The organism is Segatella copri, from assembly GCF_949820605.1.
Taxonomy (GTDB): domain Bacteria; phylum Bacteroidota; class Bacteroidia; order Bacteroidales; family Bacteroidaceae; genus Prevotella.
The window spans coordinates 49,691-70,929 of record NZ_CATKVU010000006.1; the positions used below are offsets into that span (position 1 = coordinate 49,691).

Genomic DNA, 21,239 nt, shown 5'->3' on the forward strand with positions numbered 1-21,239 from the left:
CTCTGTAACCGGGAGAGAAAATCAGAACTTTGGCAGCGTAATTTCGAAATCCTTGCTGTCTCGATGCTCCTTTCTGATGGCAGCCAGGAGTTCGGAAAGAATCTCAGGATGTTCTGCCGCCACATTATGGTCTTCGTGGATATCGGAAGCCAGATTATAGAGCCGCGGCTCGCCTTTTACTACCACCAGTTTCCAGTCGCCCTTTCTCACGCCAATCTGGTCGGTTTCGTGAAATTCCCAGTACAGGTAATCGTGATGTTTCTGCTCTGCATCCTTGCCCAGAAGGGTAGGAGCGATAGAGATTCCGTCGAAACCATCACCAGCCAACTTTCTGTTGGTATAACGCTTGGCAAAGTTTCTGATGCCAGCCAAATCGCAGAAAGTAGGCAGCAGGTCGTAAAAGGCAAACTGGGTATCGTTCACCGCTCCTGCCTTGATATGCTCAGGCCACCAGGCGATAAATGGTATGCGGATGCCGCCTTCGTAGCACTGGCGCTTCAGACCTTTCAACTTACCGTCGCGACCGAAGAACTCTGGATCAGCACCACCTTCTTCATGCGGCCCGTTATCTGAAGTAAAGATGACAATGGTATTCCTGTCGAGTCCCTTCTCCTTCAGCTTGGCGAAGATTTCGCCCACATACTGGTCCAGTCGGGTAATCATTCCGGCAAACTGTGCATGGGTATGAACCGCAGCGTTGTATCTCGAATCTTCCCATCCGCCCCAGGTTTTATCGGTAAAGAACTGTCTCTGGTAATTCTCTAGAATAGAGTCTTCCGGCTGGGCAAGTTCGGCATGCGGCAGGGTATAGGTAAGGAATCCTACGAAAGGATGTTCCTTGTCTTGACTGTCAATCCATTCCAGTGCCTTGTCGTGGATGATGCGGGCCGAATACTGCTTGCGCTTGAAATAATCCTTGCCGAACATCGGATGCTGGATGTTCTGTTCCATCACCTCTCTTACCACCGCTGTATCTCCCATTGCACGACTGTAGCGGTTCAGAAAGTTAGGATAATAAAGATGAGCCTGAAACTGGCAGATATAGCCATAGAATTCGTCCACGCCACGCTTGTCGGGAGTAGAAACCGAACCCTCATATCCGCCAGCCCATTTCCCGAATACACCGGTTCTATATCCTTTGTCCTTCATGATTTCGGGCAGAATCTTATGCTGCGGGTCGTAAGGTTCCTGTCCTACGACAGAATACTCCTCGTTGTTGCCATATTTTACCATTGGCACACCTCTCCAGTATTCCTTGTTTCCACGCACATGTGTATGTCCCGTATGCTGACCCGTCATGAGGGTAGCTCTCGACGGAGCCGAGACGGGAGAACCGGCATAAGCCTGGGTGAATCTCATCCCCTCCTGCGCCATCCGGTCTATATTAGGTGTGTGGATATAAGGTTGGCCGTAACAAGCCAGATCGCCATATCCCATGTCGTCACACAGTATGAAGAGAATGTTGGGCGGGGTGTTTTGGGCGAAGAGAGATAGCGGCAAGGCTTGTAGGGCAGCCATCGCCAGCAAAGATCGGTTGAAAGGTTGATAATTATTAGCCATAATGTTTTGTATTAAGTTATATCTTGCAAAGGTACGCTGAATATTCGTAATTACCAAAAATTTCGGGATATTTCTTAAGAATATTTCTCTTATTCTTCATAAAGCAACAGTGCCCTTCCTGTTTCACAATAGGAAGGGCACACAACCTAGTCTATTCTCGTACATGATGTGTTGATATAACATAGAATAGTTGATTTTTTATGATAAAACTATAAGTTGTCTTTTTCTATTTCCTTGAAGTACTTGTATGTGCTGGCCTTCAGCTCGTCAGTAGCCATTTCGTCGCAGACGATGATACCATGCTGGTGAAGCTGCAGAGCACTGATGGTCCATGCCTGGGTAACAGGTCCCTCAATGGCAGCCTGGAGCGCACGTGACTTGTTATGACCATTGCAGAGAATCATTACCTCTCTGGCAAGCCTACATATTCGTCCATGTTGAAGGTGAGGACGTGCTTGAAAGAGATTTCGCCAGCCTTCACAGCCTTTACGATTTCTGCATACATGCCCATAGGTGAAGAACCGGTAGGCAAACCTAATACGAATGGCTCTTCTGAACTTGAAAACCCAAAAAGAAGAGGGTGTGTCATAAGTCTGTGGCGCACCTTTTTTTTGTGTGTGTTTCTATATATTCTAGTTGAATCGTAGTCTTTCTTCACAAAGGGAATCTTATTATATTGTATAGAAACTTTACTTTTCTTGTTTTATCGATAACAAAACAGCCCCAAAGTTCACAAAAGGGCATAGTTATCCCTGACGATAAAAAAAACAAAATTGAGTTTTATCGTTTTATACCCAAATATTTCTTCAAATTGAATCCCATTCCGAACAATCCTAGATCCATGTAAACCTTGTCCATTCCAAAATGCCTGAATCGCTTATAATGCATATCTGCCTTCATCTGCCCAAATACAGCTTCCGGCTCTATCGGTCGCTGGCTTCTGTGTTTCAAGCCCTCTTCAGACGTTAGTAGCAGGAAGGCTTCCTTTTTATATGCATTCAGTTTATGGTTGACATATATGGTTCTGTTGCCTTTGGATTTCTTGCAGAGACTTCCAAGCGGACATCCATCACATCGTTGTGCTCTATATAATGTAATGACAGACACATAGCCGGAGTCACTTTTCGTTTGCCGTTGTCCACAAGGTTCCATGTGTTGTCCCATGGGGCAGACATAATAGTCATCATCCCTGTTGTAGTAGAAGTTCGCTTGGTTGAAGGCATCCTCCTTGAAAGGCTTATGCTGTTCCTTGTGAAACCAGTTGTACTTTACATAACCCATCATCTCTTCCATCTCTAGGTACTCGTAGTTCTCCTCCGAGCCATACCCTGAGTCTGCGGTGACGCTCTTGGATTGCTTTCCATGTCTTTTCTTGTACTTATCCAAAAAAGGCTTGAAGGTCAGGGTGTCTGTTGGATTGGGATAAAGGGCGAAATTCGTCCAATATTGATTCTCTGTCGCAATTTGAAGGTTATAGGCAGGCTTTGTCTGCCCATTGTTCATGGCATCTTCCTTGAGGCGCATGAAGGTCGCATCGGGATCAGTCTTGGAGTAACTGTTTCTCTCGCCCAGTATATCCAGTGATTTTTCATACTCGCGCAGTTTGTCCGAGGCTTTGAACAAGTGATCTATCTGAGTATTTAGCTTTTGCTTCTCTCTTCCTGTAAGCTTTGCCTTAGGAAGGTTCTTCACTTGCCTCTCACACAAACGTGCACTTCTCTCTACATCCTTGGCGAAAGTGGCTGGCTCGCTGTCTTCTTCCCTAATGTCACTCCCGCCATTCAGGCGAATTTGTTCTTTTATCTGAGCCAATGCAGCAGATGTCTTTTCCAAGAGCTTAGCCCTGTTCTTTTCCACAGTCTTCTTCCATACAAACGTGTACTTGTTTGCTTTCGACTCTATCTTAGTACCATCAACATATTGTTCCTCCAGACTAATCACGCCCTTTTCAAACAATATGGCGACGACTGCATCAAAATAAAAGTCGATGCATTTAATCATATGATGGGATCTAAAGCGGTTGATTGTTGCGAAAGATAATTGCTTACCTCCACAAATCCACATATAGCGAACATCGTATTTAAGTGCGTCCGCTATGCCACGACAGGAATAAACGCCATTGATATAGGCAAAAACAACTAAACTTAGAAGCATCTTCGGACTATAAGGAGGAGCACCAATCCCATCATAGGTATCCATGAGAGGGTTGATGTCCATACTGCGAACTATACGATCCACCATACGAACTTTGCTGTCTTTTGGCACATAATCATCGAAAGAGTTAGGAAAAAAGCTCAATTCGTGCCGAGTTTCAGATTTTATTTGTATCTTTGCCATACTTAAAGAAGTTTTCTGCAAAGATACAAATCTTTTGCGGAAAGACAAAGCCCGAGCTTGTGAAAGTTTGGGCTTTGTTGTAAATAAAAATGTTTTTTAAAGATTTCGTATCTGTGAAAAGGCAAAAAATAAAAAGGGGTGCGCCACAGACTTATGACACACCCTCTTCTAGAATTTGATAACGTTTATTAAAATGTGAAATCAAAAATGAAATTAAACCGAATCGTGTTATAAAATCATTCTCCTCCCCATTCTTTATGTTGCTTTAAGTTGAGATCGGTATCAATCTCATTTTGTGGGATTGGCCACACATCATCCTGAGACCCTCTGTAAGAACGGGAATAATCTCCCATACCGTATGTTTCATATTCTTTATTCATACGTTCGATAGCATCCTTCCATTCGCCCCAGCGGTAGAGATCTGCAAAGCGAAGATCCTCAAAAGCAAGCTCGACGCGACGTTCGTGACGAACAATCTGTCGAAGTTGTTCGGTTGACAAACCATTACCCTCAACAGCCTCAACCTTTGGCATATGAACACGTTCACGTACTTCATTGATATACTTGGTAATCTGCTCTTGGCTATATCCACCTTTCTCAATCATAGCTTCAGAAAGAGAAAGGAGAACTTCTGCATAGCGGATTACATAGTAATCAAGACTACCATCATACTCATTTGCCATATTCTCAGGTACGAACCATTTCATAATGGCAACTTGAGAAACAGAAGGAATTTTCTTGCCACCTTCTTTAGGATAATTATATACATCGTTGAGCCACTTCATACCAGGAACAAAGAGAGTTCCCTTCAACCTAGGATCACGATTCTCATAACGTGCAAAATCAGGATTTTCCTTATCGTATGCTGCTTTGCCTGTCTTACCCTTGAACAAGGGTGATTTATCTATAGGCAGACCATCAATGCAATAATAATCATCACAGAGATTTCGAGTAGCCTCAACTGCATTCATCGGACCACCCCAGCTGATACTGAAGGTCTGACCCTCGTTCTTTCCAGGTCCTGCATAATGAATACCCAAGATTACTTCATCGCATTCCTCATTCTTTTCTGTGAAGAGCTCAGAGAAATTCTTATATCCATCAGAACCATCACCATAGGTGAACAAGCTGTATTTACCTATTACATGGTTGTATGCCTCAATAGCTTCATCGTAGTGCTTGGTAAAGAGAGCTAAACGCCCCATGATAGCGTATGCTGCTTCTTGTGTAAGTCGACCTTTACCTGCTTTTCCCTTAACAGGGATATTAGGAATATTTTTCTTGAGGTCTGCTAAAACTTTGGTGGCAATTTCTTCTTTTGTATTTCGGGCAGGTTGGCATTCAGCCAATGTCAATGGCTTTTCGAGATAAGGTACATCGCGGAATACTGAAACCAAGTTACAATATCCGAGAGCACGCAAAGCTATAGCTTCACCCTTAAAAGCAGCCTTCTTGTCGTCGCTCATACTGATTTCATCAACATTCTCGAGCAATGCGTTGCAGCGCTTGATAAGCTCATAGTTCGCATTCCAATACTTAGAGAAACACTGATCGTTTGCTGTTGATGTTCCCTGTGCAATAGAGGAACCGAGCATCCAGTTACCCCAAGAGTGTCCACCATTGTCTGTACAAGTTTCACGGGTGAGAAAACCAAATTTCCCACCATCAATATAATCGTTGTTCAAATCGCCATTTTGCATAGCGTCATAACAACCCGTAAGCGCCATCAAGGCATCTGACTCAGTTTTCCAGAAGGTTGAACTAGAAATCTCATTAGGGTTTTTTACATCAAAGAAGTCGTCAGAGCAAGATGTTGCTGTAAGCACCATCATACTGCAAAATGACGCAACTTTTATAGAGTTGAATATTCTATTCTGTTTCATTGTAAAGTCCTCCTATTTTAGAAATTAATATTAACACCGAATGATACGCTCTTCATGTTAGGGTGGATATCGTTACGTGAATCTCCACTGGTCTTTTCTGGATCGTAGTTATCTAAAGAAGTGAGTGTGAGCAGATTGGTTGCTGCGAAGTAGACACGAACCTTGGATACACCCCATTTTGCAAGCTGGTCGAATGTATACCCTACCTCTAAGTTCTTTAAGCGCAAGTAATCTGCTTTTGACAACCAGAATGAAGAGAATGTATCATTGAAGTTATAACCCAAGCGTGGCATAGAACCATTTGGATTACTTTCAGACCAACGGTCTAACCAGCGATCTGTGCGGTTACCCTGCCAGTCACTAGTGGATTCCCAGTTATAGCGGTAAATTCCAGTAACTCCCTGCCAAAGTGTTGAGAGATCAAAGTTCTTCCAAGATCCTCCGATATTAAAACCGAATGAATACTTAGGGAATGGATTACCGATAATCACACGGTCGTCTGGTGTAATATTTCCATCGTCGTTAGTATCTTGATACATGATGTCACCCAATTTTGGCTCAATACCATTCTGTTTAATCTTCTCACCCTTTGAATTAGTTCGGTTGAGATCAGCCTCTGTACGATAGATGCCGATAGCCTTATAAGCGTAATAAGAACCAATAGCATCACCTACTCTATTGATGGTTTCACCACTGATACGCTCATCTAAACCGCCCATATAGAGAATTTCATTCTTTACATGGGTTACATTGAAACCTGCATACCAGCCAAAGTCACCGCGGTGGTCTTGATAGTTAGCACTCCATTCCCAACCACGGTTACGAACTTCACCAACATTCTGATAAGGAGCACTCAATAATCCGAGGAACGTACCTGGCATAGAAAGCTGCATCAAAATATCAGAAGTCTTGCGGTCGAACCAATCGAATGAGGTGGTTACCTTATTGTTGAAGAATCCGAGATCAATACCAATATTCACGCTGCGTGTAGTCTCCCACTTGATATTTTCGTTTGGAACTGAATTCTGTATAAGACCAGCCTGAGGAGTTCCACTCTGATCAAAATAGTAGTTGCCGCTTGCTGCATAGGTTGCAGTGTAAGGATAATTTCCGATTTCCTGATTACCTAACTTTCCCCAAGAAAAACGGAGCTTACCGAAGAGCCACTTGCTCTGTTCTTCCATAAATTTCTCACTGGTGAAGACCCAACCTAATGATACAGAAGGAAATGTTGCATAGCGGTGTGATTTTGGCATGCGTGAAGATCCATCATGTCGAACATTGAATTCGAAGAGATATTTGTTGTCATAATCGTACTGTATACGTCCAAAGAATGACTGTAAGCGATAAGCACCGGCATTACCTCCTGTATTAGGATTCTTGGTTCCACCATCTAGCTCATAGATGTTGTTGGTAGGGAAACCTTGCTTAGATGCAGTTAAACCTTCTTCATCGTAGCCAATAATAGAATGACCTGCCAATGCATTGATTGTATGAAGACCAAAACGCTTGTTATAGGTAAGAAGGTTTTCATTAGTCCACATGGTTTCACGATATCTGTAATCAGTTAATTGATTGTTTACAGACCCTACTTTCAGCATGTTTCCTTCTGCGTCATAGCGTGCATCTATATCGCTAGGTGAGTAGCTTTTTGTCGCTTTGTTATAGAATGTATATGCGTAACTAGTCTGGAATTTTAAACCATCATAGATGTCAATACCAATGGTTGCCTTTCCGTTAAAGCGCCATGCATTATTCTTGTTATATCCAAGATTGATAGCCTCTAATGGATTTTTAAACGCTTCTGCATCTTTATTAGAACCATCTACATAACCATAATGGCCATTGGTATAGCGTGAAGGTACAGTTGGGCGTGCAAACCATGAAATCAATCGCATTACACCTCCTTCACCAGCAACATTCTTTCCTGGGGCTGTTACATCATTAAAATTTCCTGCTATATTTAACCCAAAACTAAATCTTTTGTATTTAGAGTTGACGTTGGAACGGAAGCCTAGTTTACGTACTCCAGTTTCCTTCATTATACCCTTTTGGTCAGAATAGTTAATAGATGTCATAAATTGTACATTTTCAGAACCACCTGATACCGATAAACTATGCTGCTGCATGTGACCTGTCTGCATGATTTCATCCATCCAATCTGTGTTAGCATAGTGGTCTGGATCAGAGCCATTTTTTAACTTTTCAAGCGCAGCTTGGTCGTAAGAACCAGGATTAGTTTCATTACGCATGATGGCCCAATCGTAACTGTTGAGAAACTTTGGTAAAACAGTTGCGCTCTGGATAGAATAACTTCCTCCATAGTTTACTTTTACAGATCCGGCTGAACCTTTCTTTGTTGTAATGAGGATTACGCCATTTGCTGCACGTACACCATATATAGCGGCAGATGCGGCATCTTTCAGAATAGAAATATTCTCAATATCTGCAGGTGAAATATCGCTGAGTTGACTTAATGTTCCTTCTACGCCATCAATGAGAACCATAGGATTACTGTTACCAAATGTTCCTACGCCACGTACTCTAATTTCCGGATTATCATTACCAGCTTGGGCACCATTCATTGTAATGTTGACACCTGTCATTCTTCCTTGTAATAGGGTAGCGGTGTTTGCTACTGGCACACCTTCGATGTCTTTAGATGTGATTGCCGATACAGAACCTGTAAGGTTTGCTTTTTTCTGAACTCCATAACCTACAACTACAGTTTCCTGAAGCATGTTGCTGTCTTCTAACAGTGTAGCACGGATAGAACCGCCATTCCATATTATAGTCTTTGTCTTGTAGCCGATGGAAGAAATTGTAATTTTAACTCCCATTTTGACGTCTTTTAGGGTAAAATTACCATCAAGGTCAGTTACAGTACCACCGTTGCTCCCTTCGATTCTGATTGTAGCACCGATGATAGGTTCTCCATTAGAGTCTTTAACATTACCACTGCAGGAACTCTGTTGTTGCATAGCAGTTTTTGAATAGGTCTGAGCTGCTGATGCAGGGGCGGCATAAAATGGTGATGTGATACCAAGTAGAGCCGCAATGTACAAATATGCTCTTTTGTTCATAGGATTATTATATATTGTTAGTTAAAATGTTATATTGATTATTCGCATTCTATGACTTTTACCCAGTCTACCCACAATTCAACTGGTAAGTCTTCATCGTGTATTATGCCTGCCCAAGTTGGCTGCCCGTTAAGCACACCTCCTAGGGAACAGTTTAGAATTATGTCAAAATTATAATCGCAGAACGGAAATTGCAGCTTTTCTTTTGGCAGATTCATATTCTTGTATCTGAAAGTTTCTTTTCCGTCTACATAAAATATTACAGCTTCGTCAGTCCTTTCTGCTGCATATACATGAAACTGTGTAACATCAAAGTTGGAATCTCTGTTAGGATTGGTTACCCCTGCAGAGCCAGTATCTCCATTAATATAATACGTATGTACTGTTTGATAAAATTCATCTGGAGTCTTTTGTATCCATTCCATTAAATCTATTTCGCCGCTTCTAGGCCAGATTTCTCCTCCAATTGGCATCTGCCAAATAGCAGGGAATGCACCGCGAGCCCGTTTGGTTAACCTTGCCTTTACTTCTACTCGGGTATTCTTGCCAAACCCCTTTATCGTATGGATACCACCTGTTTTATATAAGCCGTCGTCTTTGCTTGCTTTAAGTTTGAGATAGCCATTCTCTACTTTCACATTTTCATATTCATTTACGTTCTTGAAATGTCGCGCCCAGGCTACATTTAAATATTCTGCAAGTTTCCAAACTTTTGGGTTAGGAATTGATTCAGAACTATTGAACTCGTCAAGAAATATTGTCTTTTCTTTCTTGCTGTCAGCCATAACAACTGTTGAAGTGATGATAAACAGTGTTAGAATTAATCTACTTTTCATTGTTATTGTTGTTTATGTTTGCTTATTGTCATTTAGAAACCGGTATCTTGCTATCAGGCAGGCTCCCGTGATTCCTGCAAGGCCTTTCAGGCTTGAGGTAACGATTTTAGAATCCTCATTCATGATGTTGAGAGAAAATTTCTTGATGCCCATCTTTACCGGTAGTGTGAGGTAATCGCCTGTAACCGACATTTCTCCTCCGATGACCAGCATTTCAGGGTTGAAGATGTTGATGACTCCTGCCAGCTGCTTGCCAAGTTCGTCTGCTATGTACTGCAGTGTGGCAAGGCTAAGTACATCTTCCTTTGCTATGGCATCCAGAATATCCTGGAGTGATAGATCTTCATTCTTTTTCAGTACTCTTTCTGAGAGGATAGAAGTCTTTCCTTCCTTTATCTTCTCGACGAGCTTCCTTTTGAGTGCTCTGCCCGAAACCTCTGTTTCTATGCAACCTATCTTGCCGCAGTGGCAGATGATGTTGTTGTTGTAGGCAGTCATGTGACCGAATTCGCCAGAATATCCCGACTTTCCGTAATAGAGTTTGCCGTCGATGATGATTCCGATTCCGATGCCCCAGCATACGTTCACGAAGATGACGTCTTTCAGGCCTTTGCACTGTCCCTTAATCAACTCAGCGAAAGCCATGCTCCGGGTATCGTTCTCGATACATATAGGTAGCTGTATGAGCTGGGTCAACTTGTCGGTCAATGATTCTTTCAGGAAGGTGAACATGTTGTAGGCATTTCCCTGTACAGGATTCACGCGCTCAGCCACATTCACGCAAACTTGAAGTATTTCTTCTCTTGAAACAGGAAGGCTTTCGATAAACTCATTGATGATTCTGCTTATCTCTTCCAGGTTTTCTGGAGAGTTCTTATATACGTAAGGCACTCTTGTTTTTTCGGTAATCAGATTGCCTGCGAAGTCGCTTGCTGCAAGTGCCAGGCAGTTCATCTCAGGATTGACACCGATGAAGTAGCCTGCTGTTGGAACGAGGTCGTAAACCATCGGGATGCGTCCCGAAGAATTGTCTTTCTTTCCAATCTCTCTGGCGAGTCCTTCTTTTATCAACTCGTTGAGGGCACTTGTTGTTGTCGGTAAGCTAACTCCGATAGCCTTCGATATCTCTGGGATGGTGGAGGCTCCGTGAGAGATAAACTGCTCCAGGAGCTTGCCCTGAGCTGAGGGCTTTTCGTTTATCTTACTAATATATTTTATTAAGTCGACTTTCATAACTAATATTTTTTATTTGCAAAGATAATGTTTTTTCGGACAGATACAATATTTTTGCAGTTAATAAAACTTAAATAGTAAAAAATAGTATACTTTTCGTAGTTTTCGGACATCCGGTTTCCTCTTATACCTTATTATATATAGAGGGGTTGGATACGTAAGTGCGCAAAAGGGGTGATGAAGGAGTGAGTAGCTTTGAAGAGCGATAAAGTATAATTCTTCCGTAAGTATTTGATATAGTGTGTAAAACTACACTAAATTTTTCTCTTAATATGGATTAAATTACACTTAATCGGTGGCAGATGAGAGCAAAATGCAGGTGCTCCAGTCATAAGAATGCTTAAAGTATAAAAAATGTTTCTGTTTTAGAAATATTAACGCTATTTTTGTTGTAGTGTTTGATAAAACTAGTAACTTTGCAAAATAAAATATTTTAGTAATGTGGTAAATATTAATAAAGAATTTAATAAATGGCAGTTTGTGCTGCTCCTCATTATTTGTTTTTAATCTATTTTATTAAAAGAATTATGGAATACGATGTAAAGTCTTTAGTGATTGGTTTGGATTTGGGTGGCACCAATTCCGTTTTCGGTATCGTTGATGGGGATGGAGAAATAATAGCTACCGTCTCAATCAAGACCCAGGCATTCCAACGCGTGGAACAATACGTAGAGGAATCGGTAAAAGCTGTGATGCAGATAGTAGAACAGGTAGGTGGTATGGAGAAAATTCGTGCCATGGGCATTGGTGCGCCTTGTGGTAACTACTACAAGGGAACCATTGAAAATGCGGCAAACCTGGTATGGGCTAAGGGCATTGTACCGCTGGCTGACATGTTTGCAGAGAAACTGGGCATTCCGGTTGCTATTACCAATGATGCAAATGCGGCTGCTATGGGAGAAATGAAATATGGTGCTGCGGTTGGCATGAAAAACTTCGTAGAACTCACTCTCGGAACAGGCGTAGGATCGGGTATCGTGGCTAACGGGCAGCTGATTTATGGTTGCGACGGTTTCGCCGGTGAGTTGGGACACATGGTAGTGGATCCTGACGGTAGACCATGCGGCTGTGGCAGAAAGGGCTGTCTGGAGACCTACTGTTCGGCTACAGGCGTGGTCCGTACTACCTTGGCCATGCTCGAAGCATCAACCGTGGCAACTGAGCTGAGAAATATTCCAAGGGAAGAAATTACATCTTATGTGGTTTATAAGGCTGCCATGGCAGGAGATACACTGGCACAGGAAGTGTTCAGACAAACCGGTACAAGAATCGGCAAGGCCTGTGCAGAGATAGCTACCTTTCTGAGCCCGGAGGCTTTTATCTTCTTCGGAGGATTGGCACAGGCTGGCGATCTCCTCTTCCGTCCTATTGAAGAAGCATATAACGAGCATGTGCTCTCATTATATAAAGGTAAGGCTAAGTTCCTGATGAGCGGACTGGATGGAGCCAAGGCTGCCATCCTGGGTGCTGCGGCAATGGCATCTGAACTCTAATCCGTCATTTAAAAAAAAATATAACATAACCTATTTAAATATAGATAAAGATATGAGACTCAATCTTAGTTCGCAAATCGTACTCAATAAAGTACCTGTAGAGTTCTACAAGCCAAAGACGACTGTAGAATACTCTGAAATCTCCAGAATGGAGAAGATTCATACAGATATCTTTGCCTCTATGGCAGAAGGTGCCAGTCATGTAGCTGATAAAATAGAAGCTGGTATCAAGGCGGCACAGCAGGAAGGCAAATTCTATGTGATGGCGCTGGGTGCCGGTTCTTCTCTCTATTCTGTATACGATGACCTCGTTCGCCGTTACAACGAGAAGACCCTGAGCTTCCGCAATGTTGTTGTATTCAATGCATACGAATATTATCCGCTCCAGAAGGACAGCTCTCTCCGTACCATCAACCAGTTGAAGGAGCGTTTCCTCAATCATGTGGATGTGGCTGAGCAGAACATCTTTACACTGGATGGTTTTGTGGCACAGGATGCCGTACAGGACAGTTGCCGTCTTTATGAGCAGCGTATCAAGACCTTTGGCGGTCTCGATGTAGCCCTCATAGGTATAGGCCGTTCGGGTAATATTGCAGCCAACGAGCCAGGTTCGGGCATCCAGTCGATGACCCGTATCATCCTCATCGGCAATACCTCTCGCGAAGAGATGGAGAACAGTGAGCAGACCAAGGAAACCATTCCTCCATGTTCGCTCACCATGGGTATCGCTACCTTACTCTCAGCCAAGAGCATCTATCTGACAGCCTGGGGCGAAGAGAAGGCAGAGATTATGCAGAAGGTGGTGGAGAACTCTATCACAGATACCCTGCCGGCATCATTCCTTCAGACTCATCCGAATGCTCATGTTGTCATCGACCTAGGTGCAGCTCACCATCTGACGCGTATCGAGCATCCATGGCTCGTAACTTCATGCCAGTGGAGTGATAAACTGGTGCGTTCTGCACTGGTATGGCTCTGCCAGAAACTCGGTAAGCCTATCCTGAAGTTGACCAATAAGGATTATAATGAGAACGGACTGAGTGAACTTCTGGCTCTCTATGGCTCAGCCTATAATGCCAATATCAAGATTTTCAATGATTTGCAGCATACCATTACCGGATGGCCAGGTGGTAAGCCGAATGCCGATGATACCTATCGTCCGGAGCGTGCAACACCATTCCCTAAGAAGGTTATCGTGTTCTCTCCACACCCAGATGATGATGTTATCTCAATGGGAGGAACCATCCGGCGACTGGTACAGCAGAACCACGATGTGCATATAGCTTACGAAACATCAGGAAACATTGCTGTGGGTGATGAGGAAGTAACAAGATTCATGCACTTTATCAATGGTTTCAACCAGCTTTTTGCAGACTCAAAAGACAGCATCATCTCTAATAAATATAAGGAAATCAAGACCTTCTTTGCCAAGAAGAAGGAGAGTGACTTCGATACAAGAGATATCCTGACCATCAAGGGACTGATTCGCCGTGGTGAGGCTCGTACCGCTTGTACCTATAATGATATTCCGCTTGACCATGTCTACTTCCTCGACCTGCCATTCTATGAGAGCGGCAAGATAGAGAAGTTGCCTATGACCGAGAAGGATGTAGAGATAGTGAGAGCTCTGTTGCAGAAGGTGCAGCCGCATCAGATTTATGTAGCCGGCGACCTTGCTGACCCTCATGGAACCCACAAGAAGTGTACCGATGCCGTTCTGGCAGCTATCGACGAAGAGAAGAAAGCGGGTGCAGAATGGTTGAAGGACTGTCGCATCTGGATGTATCGTGGTGCCTGGGCAGAATGGGAGATTGAGAATATCGAAATGTGTGTTCCATTGAGCCCTGAGGAGTTGCGGGCAAAGCGTAACTCTATTCTCAAGCATCAGTCGCAGATGGAGAGTGCTCCTTTCTTGGGTAATGATGAGCGCCTGTTCTGGCAGAGAGCCGAGGACCGTAACCGTGCTACAGCATCGCTCTACGACCAGTTGGGTCTGGCATGCTATGAGGCCATGGAGGCTTTCGTGGAGTACAAGCCATTGTAATACCTTATTAATATATTTAATGTCATGACAAAGTTCAATCGTTTATTAGGCTCGTTTGTAGCCTGTGCAGCGATGCTGGGTGGTATCTCCTCTCCGGCATCTGCTGCCAATATTAATATTATCCCGATACCGGTGAAGACTCAGGTACAGAAAGGTGAGTTCGTATTGCCACAGAAGGTGGTAATCGCTTACCAGACAGCTGAAGGCAGAAATATCGCCCAGTACATGGCAGACAAACTGAAGGCTTCTACAGGTTATGAGGTAACGGTAGGTGGAAAGAAGGGGAATATCTCTATACAGATTTCTCCTTCGCTGAAAATTGCTGAGGAAGGTTATCGCCTTACCGTAACCGCCAAGGGGGTTGTTATCAAGGCGAAGACCGCCAAGGGCGCCTTCTACGGTATGCAGAGTTTCATGCAGTTACTCCCTGCCCAGATAGAGAGCGCAACCCGGGTGGATGGGGTGAAATGGGTAGCACAATGCTGTGATATCCAGGATGCTCCACGCTTCGGCTACCGTGGATTCCATCTTGATCCATGCCGCCATTTCATTTCTGTCGAGAATGTGAAGAAGCAACTGGACCTGATGTCTATGTTCAAGGTGAACACCATGCACTTCCATCTGACGGAAGACCAGGGCTGGCGTATCGAAATCAAGAAATATCCTAAACTTACTTCTGTGGGCAGTATCCGTACCGAGGGCGATGGCTCTCTTTATGGCGGTTTCTATACCCAGGAGCAGATTAAGGAAATAGTGGATTATGCTGCCAAGCGCTATATTACCGTGATTCCGGAAATCGACCTTCCTGGTCACATGATGGCAGCTATCTCTGCTTATCCTTATCTTTCATGCAAAGGTGAGCAGTGGTCGGTGAGAACAGTTTGGGGTGTAGAGGATATCGTGATGTGTCCGGGCAAGGAAGATATGTTCCGCTTCCTGGATGACATCTTTAGTGAGATTGTTCCTCTCTTCCCAGGTAAGTACTTCCATATCGGTGGCGACGAGTGTCCGAAGACGAGTTGGAAAAACTGCCCTGCCTGTCAGAAGCGTATTCAGACTGAGGGCTTGCAGGCAGAAGGAAAGCATTCGGCTGAGGAAAGACTGCAGAGCTACGTTATCAAGCGCATAGAGAAAATGCTGGAGAAGCGTGGCAGAAAGATTATCGGATGGGACGAGATTCTGGAAGGCGGATTGAGTGAGAATGCTACCGTGATGTCATGGCGTGGAACGGAAGGAGGTATCGAGGCTGCCATGCAGAAGCATGATGTCATCATGACGCCGGGCAGCGAAGGTATGTATCTCGACTGGTATCAGGGCGACAGCAAGGTGGAGCCTGTAACCATTCCTAGTCCTCCTAGATATCTGGCTTCTACCTATAATTATAATCCGGTACCTGATACCATCAAGGCGTTGGGACTGGCTCATCATATCTTGGGCGTTCAGTGTAACAACTGGTCGGAATATATGTATTCCAATGCCAAGATGGAGTATATGATGTATCCTCGTGCCATTGCTCTCTCTGAGATTGCATGGTCGCCAGTGAACAGGAAAAACTTCAAGGATTTCTGCCGCCGACTGGATGCAAATTGTGTTCGTCTGGACGAGCGTCATATCCGTTATCATATCCCATTACCTGAGCAGCCTTTCGGGTCTTGCGATAAGGTAGTTATTACTGGGGATACTGCGGTAACCTTTACCACCTCGCGTCCTATGAAGATGGTTTATACATTGGATGGAAGTACACCAACTCCTTCTTCTGCGGCTTATGCAGAGCCTATCAGGGTGAGTGGAAACACCATCATCAAGATAGCAACCATATTGCCTTCAGGCAAGATGAGCCGTATCAGAACCGTTGATGTTGAGAAGCAAACTTATGCTCCTGCTGTTAAGGTGGAGGGCGCAAAACCTGGGTTGCAGATGAAGCGCATTAAGGGCAACTATCTGAAGGTTGACCAGCTGGAATGGGCTGATGCTGCCTGGGAGTGTGCAAACATCGAGGGCTTGGAGCAGATGAAGATTCAGCAGAAGGATGATGCTGCTACCTTGCGCGGTGCCAATAATTATGCTGCCATCGCTGAGGGCTACATCAATATTCCGGAGGATGGTGTCTATTATCTCTCTTCCCGTCTGGAGCAGGTTTGGATTGATAACAAACTAATGATCAGCAACGAGGGGGATGTGAAGGCTGGTACCAATCATGATACTTCTGTAGCATTGGCTAAGGGATTGCATCCTTTCAAGGTGGTTTTCCTCAGCAATATCGTTGGCGGCTGGCCTTCATGGTGGAGCAGTCTCGGCATTGAAATGCGCAAGGACAGCGAGCAGAAGTTTACACCAGTAGATAACTCTATGTTTTTCAGAAAATAAAAAAACAGATATGAGCATCAGAAATATGGCAAATGTATCGCTTTGCCTCGCCTTGCTGTGAACTTCCTAAGGACTGGAAGGGCAAGGATGTCTATTTCCATGTAGGTTCGGCTACCAGCAACCTGACCCTTTGGGTGAACGGCAAGTATGTGGGATATAGTGAAGACGGCAAGGCTGATGTGATTGTAGCCTTGTGCGATAAGGATGGCAAGCAAATAGCGTCGGCTACCGGAACTCAGGGTGTAATCAAAGTACCGAAGGTGAAGGCTTGGACTGCTGAGACACCTTATTTATATAAGGTATACATCTCTCTGAAGAATAAGCCGGGGATAGCGGAGATGATTCTGCAGAAGGTGGGCTTCCGCAATGTGGAAATCAAGAACGCCCAGTTGCTGGTGAACGGCAAGCCTGTACTGATTAAGGGTGTCAACCGGCATGAGTGGAGGTGGAGGAAACCAACTCTTATGTGAAGGTCAGCGCACTGGGAATGTCTGTTAGCATATGGTGCTGACAGCTCTCTTCGATATGCCTGAAGGGAAAGCTCAGCTGATGCTCCGCTATGACATCAGTGCTGCAGGCGAGGGGAATGTTACCCAGAAGATGACTACCGACAGGGAGGTTCGGGTTGCCGATCTGTTCGGATTCGGTCTGCAGTTGCAGATGCCTGCTACTTTCTCTAAGCTCGAGTATTATGGTAGAGGTCCTGAAGAGAACTGCGTAGATCGTCATTCTTCTGCTTTTATCGGCAAGTACGAGTCTGACGTGAAGGATGAATATTATCCATATATCCGTCCGCAGGAGAGTGGTAACCATACCGATATCCGCTATTTCTCTATCTTTAATCCAACCACCGGCAAGGGGATTATCTTCGAGGGGTATGAACCTATGGAGTGCAGTGCCATTCCTTATCTGGTAGAGGATTTGGATTCTGGTATCGAGAAGACGCATGCATGGGGACAACACAATGGTGATCTGGTGGATAAGGGACTCGTGCAGTTGCATATCCAGAAATGCCAGTATCCATTGGGCTGCATCGACAGTTAGATGACCAAGCCTATGGAGAAGTATCGTCTCCATTATGCTGATTGTGAATTTACATTCAAAATAAAATTTCCGTTATAAAACTCAGATATATGCGGAAATATGGGTATAAGATTAAGTTTAAATAATAAAGTGACCCTAGTTTTAGGGTTGAGAGATTGTTTTTAGGTTTGCCGCTTGAGGGGTCTTTGTGGCCTTTCAGGCGGTTTTTTTTATTGTTTGTTTCAAAATGAAACGAATAATGTGTAATTTGCTTTCATTTTGTTCTATATTTTAAAAAGAACTATACAAAATAATAATTAAATGAAAATATTAACATCAAAAAAGTAAGTGATATTGTGGAATATTAAGCAAAATGTCGTACCTTTGCACCAGAAAACAAACAAAATGTAAATTAATTAATAGGAGAGATTAACATGAAAAAGATTGAAGCAATCATCCGTAAGACTAAGTTTGAGGATGTAAAAGAAGCTTTGCTTGCCGCCGACATCGAGTGGTTTTCTTACTACGATGTAAGAGGAGAGGGTAAGATGAGACAGGCTCGAATCTATCGTGGTGTCATGTATGATACCAGCAGTATTGAGCGAGTGTTGCTGAATATTGTCGTGCGCGACAAGAACGTAGAGAAAACGATTAATGCCATCCAGAAGGCTGCCCGTACAGGCGAGATTGGTGATGGGCGAATCTTTGTAATTCCTGTAGAGGATACCGTAAGAATCCGTACAGGTGAAAGAGGCGACATCGCTCTCTATAATGCTGAGCAGGAGAAATAGTGATTAGTGTTTAATGTTTACTTAGATGGGTAGCATAAGCACGGCTTTGATGGCTAACATTAAACGTTTTATTAAAATTTTATGAATCTTGTGTAGTGAGGGCGCATGCCAATTAAACATTAAACACTACACACTAAACAGTAAAAAGATTATGAGTGTACAGGATTTAGGAATTTCAGTAGATACCGTATGGATGCTCTTGGCAGCCATGTTGGTCTTTTTCATGCAGCCGGGATTTGCCCTCTGCGAGGCGGGCTTTACCCGTAGTAAAAACACCGCGAATATCTTGTTTAAGAACTTTGTCGATTTTATGATCGGTTCCGTTCTCTTCTGGTTCGTAGGTTTCGGATTTATGTTTGGTAGTGATGGCGCCGGTTTCATCGGTATGCCTAACTTCGGTGATTTGTCTTTCTATACAAATGCAGCCGGTCTTCCTACTGAAGGCTTCCTGATGTTTGAAACCGTATTCTGCGCTACTAGTGCTACCATCGTTTCAGGTGCTATGGCAGAACGTACCAAGTTCTCCATGTACTGCGTTTACTCATTCTTCATTTCATTGATTATCTACCCTGTAGAGGGCCACTGGACATGGGGTGGCGGTTGGCTTTGCAACAGCGAGGCAGGTTCGTTCATGATGAACACCTTCGGTGCAGCCTTCCATGATTTCGCAGGTTCTGCCATCGTACATAGTGTTGGTGGTGTACTTGCCTTGGTGGGTGCTATCTGCTTAGGTCCTCGTCTTGGTAAGTATCGCAATGGTAAGAGTACTGCTATCCCAGGTCACAATCTGATGGCTGCTGCCCTTGGTGTATTCATCCTCTGGTTCGGATGGTTCGGATTCAACCCTGGTTCTCAGCTCGCTGCTTCTGGTGAGGTTAACCGTGTTGCTATCAGTCACGTATTCCTGACAACCAACTTGGCTGCAGTCTGCGGTGGTTTGGGTACTATGTTCACATCTTGGATCAAGTATGGCAAGCCATCATTCTCATTGACATTGAATGGTATCTTGGCTGGTTTGGTAGCCATTACTGCTGGTTGCGATTTGGTTAGTCCATTGGGTTCTGCCATCATCGGTCTCTTGGCAGGTATCATCTTGGTATTCTCTATCGAGTTCATTGATACAAAGCTTCATATTGATGACCCTGTAGGTGCAAGTTCAGTACATGGTGTATGCGGTATCTTCGGTACCTTGATGACCGGTCTCTTCGCCCTTGATGGTGGCGCCTTTTATGGTGGTGGCTTCGGTTTCTTTGGTGCTCAGTGCTTCGGTATTCTCTGTATCGACCTTTGGGCAGCCGTAACAGGTATTATCCTCTTCTGGGGTATCAAGAAAATCTGTGGTCTCCGTGTTGACAAGAGAATCGAGGAAGAAGGTCTCGATATCTACGAGCATGGTGAAAGTTGCTACAACTAAAGATACTTTCATATAGCGAGCGAGAGAGATTTTTCAGCAGAAGTTTTGGCGAGCAGAGTTATTATTAGTACCATTGAGTAAGGTACGCTGCATCTCTACAATATAAATAAATCGCGATTTATTTTGTATTGTCTTCGATTTGCAGCACCTTTGCTGCCGAAACTTTTAAAAACAAAAGTGTATCACATAAAAAGAGAGAATATGAAGAAGATTTTTAATATAAAGAAGATGGGTGCCATTGTACTCGGTTTGGTTGCTTTTGCTCCTGCTGCTTCTGCGCAGGACAAGGTTGAAACTACCATCGCTGCAGATGTTGTAAACCAGTATTACTGGCGTGGTCAGTCACTTGGAGAAGTCTCTTTGCAGCCAACACTTGGTATTGGTTACAAGGGCTTGTCTCTGACGGCTTGGGGAAGTGTAGGTATCTCTCAGCCAGAGGATACTAAGGAGTTTGACCTTACCTTGGCTTATGAAACCGGTGGTTTCCATATCGGCGTAACCGATTACTGGTTCAACTCTCCTAACGAGAAGTATTTCGCCTATAAGGCACATGAAACTTCTCATGTGTTTGAGGCAAACGTAGGTTATGACTTTGGACCAGTTGCCTTGAACTGGTACACCAACTTTGCAGGCCATGATGGATTAAATAAGGATGGTGACCGTGCTTATTCTTCATATGTTGAGGCTACAGCCCCATTCAAGTTGGGCGGTTGTGATTGGGCAGCAAGTATAGGCGCAGTTCCATTTGCAACATCTTTCTATGGTGATGCCAATGGTTTTGCAGTTACCAATGTTTCACTGAAAGCTACCAAGGATTTGAAGATTACAGATTCTTTCTCTGTTCCAGTCTTCGCTCAGGTAGCTGCTAATCCTAGCACTGAAAAAGCTTACCTGGTAGTAGGTTTTACTTTGCAGCCATAATAGGCTCTTAGGTTTTACGATAAAATCTTACGTTGGTAAGTTTAAATTTTTATTTTAAATGCCGATAGTTCCACCAAAGAGCGATCGGCATTTCTTTGGGGTATGGGGGGAGAAGGTCGTATATGATGTAAAATGTGCTCTAGAAGCGCTTTATTTATCTTAAAATCGATTGTATTTTACAGATTGTAACTAAATTGTGTGTTTTTCTTTTCAATTTATCGTATATTTTAATTTAATATGTGTTGATATGTTAT

Annotated in this window: 15 protein-coding genes and 1 pseudogene; 8 read left to right on the forward strand and 8 right to left on the reverse strand. The window is 43.8% G+C overall.

The features are described 5' to 3' along the window. Nucleotides 1-21 precede the first annotated feature (21 nt). The 8 genes and pseudogenes from RCO84_RS01300 to RCO84_RS01330 form a co-directional block, all read right to left on the reverse strand. Nucleotides 22-1,560 carry an arylsulfatase gene (locus tag RCO84_RS01300; RefSeq protein WP_373690113.1) on the reverse strand — a complete coding sequence of 513 codons (1,539 nt, stop codon included), beginning with the start codon at nt 1,558-1,560 and terminating at the stop codon, nt 22-24. 209 nt (nt 1,561-1,769) lie between these two features. Then, nucleotides 1,770-1,976 (reverse strand): annotated as a pseudogene (gene nagB, locus RCO84_RS16990) (glucosamine-6-phosphate deaminase); the annotation flags it as partial. Next, nucleotides 1,964-2,149, reverse strand: coding sequence for a hypothetical protein (locus RCO84_RS16995; protein ID WP_445081690.1), 186 nt, complete (start codon nt 2,147-2,149; stop codon nt 1,964-1,966). The pseudogene nagB and the gene RCO84_RS16995, both read right to left, overlap by 13 nt. A 191-nt stretch (nt 2,150-2,340) precedes the next feature. Then, nucleotides 2,341-3,897 (reverse strand): IS1182 family transposase, encoded by a 1,557-nt coding sequence (locus RCO84_RS01310; RefSeq protein ID WP_317583579.1) that lies wholly within the window; start codon nt 3,895-3,897, stop codon nt 2,341-2,343. Between the two features lie 236 nt (nt 3,898-4,133). Continuing rightward, a complete protein-coding gene (locus RCO84_RS01315) occupies nt 4,134-5,780 on the reverse strand; it encodes a RagB/SusD family nutrient uptake outer membrane protein (RefSeq protein ID WP_317583581.1) in 1,647 nt (548 codons plus the stop codon). Nucleotides 5,781-5,797: 17 nt separating this feature from the next. Next, a complete protein-coding gene (locus tag RCO84_RS01320; protein WP_287838465.1) occupies nt 5,798-8,761 on the reverse strand; it encodes a SusC/RagA family TonB-linked outer membrane protein in 2,964 nt (987 codons plus the stop codon). 140 nt (nt 8,762-8,901) lie between these two features. Then, nucleotides 8,902-9,699: a glycoside hydrolase family 16 protein gene (locus tag RCO84_RS01325; RefSeq protein ID WP_317583584.1), complete on the reverse strand. Its 798-nt coding sequence runs from the start codon at nt 9,697-9,699 to the stop codon at nt 8,902-8,904. Nucleotides 9,700-9,711: 12 nt separating this feature from the next. Continuing rightward, a complete protein-coding gene (locus RCO84_RS01330; RefSeq protein ID WP_287829984.1) occupies nt 9,712-10,932 on the reverse strand; it encodes an ROK family transcriptional regulator in 1,221 nt (406 codons plus the stop codon). 527 nt (nt 10,933-11,459) lie between these two features. On the opposite strand from RCO84_RS01330, the gene RCO84_RS01335 reads away from it, so the two are divergent. The 8 genes from RCO84_RS01335 (at nt 11,460) to RCO84_RS01370 (ending at nt 20,985) form a co-directional block, all read left to right on the forward strand. Continuing rightward, the gene (locus RCO84_RS01335) at nt 11,460-12,425 is read left to right on the forward strand and encodes an ROK family protein (protein ID WP_317583586.1); all 966 of its coding nucleotides are present in this window, start codon (nt 11,460-11,462) and stop codon (nt 12,423-12,425) included. Nucleotides 12,426-12,477: 52 nt separating this feature from the next. Continuing rightward, nucleotides 12,478-14,469, forward strand: coding sequence for a glucosamine-6-phosphate deaminase (locus tag RCO84_RS01340; protein WP_317583588.1), 1,992 nt, complete (start codon nt 12,478-12,480; stop codon nt 14,467-14,469). 24 nt (nt 14,470-14,493) lie between these two features. Then, complete coding sequence (locus RCO84_RS01345; RefSeq protein WP_287861542.1) at nt 14,494-16,836, forward strand: family 20 glycosylhydrolase; 2,343 nt, start codon at nt 14,494-14,496, stop codon at nt 16,834-16,836. Nucleotides 16,837-16,868: 32 nt separating this feature from the next. Next, nucleotides 16,869-17,306 (forward strand): glycoside hydrolase family 2 TIM barrel-domain containing protein, encoded by a 438-nt coding sequence (locus tag RCO84_RS01350; RefSeq protein WP_317583590.1) that lies wholly within the window; start codon nt 16,869-16,871, stop codon nt 17,304-17,306. Nucleotides 17,307-17,337: 31 nt separating this feature from the next. Then, on the forward strand, nt 17,338-17,880 hold the full coding sequence (locus RCO84_RS01355) for a beta-galactosidase small subunit (protein WP_317583592.1): 543 nt from the start codon (nt 17,338-17,340) through the stop codon (nt 17,878-17,880). Nucleotides 17,881-18,293: 413 nt separating this feature from the next. Next, nucleotides 18,294-18,650, forward strand: coding sequence for a P-II family nitrogen regulator (locus RCO84_RS01360; protein ID WP_144154761.1), 357 nt, complete (start codon nt 18,294-18,296; stop codon nt 18,648-18,650). Nucleotides 18,651-18,801: 151 nt separating this feature from the next. Continuing rightward, nucleotides 18,802-20,064, forward strand: coding sequence for an ammonium transporter (locus RCO84_RS01365; protein ID WP_144154763.1), 1,263 nt, complete (start codon nt 18,802-18,804; stop codon nt 20,062-20,064). A gap of 201 nt (nt 20,065-20,265) precedes the next feature. Continuing rightward, a complete protein-coding gene (locus tag RCO84_RS01370; RefSeq protein ID WP_144154765.1) occupies nt 20,266-20,985 on the forward strand; it encodes a hypothetical protein in 720 nt (239 codons plus the stop codon). Nucleotides 20,986-21,239: the final 254 nt, after the last annotated feature.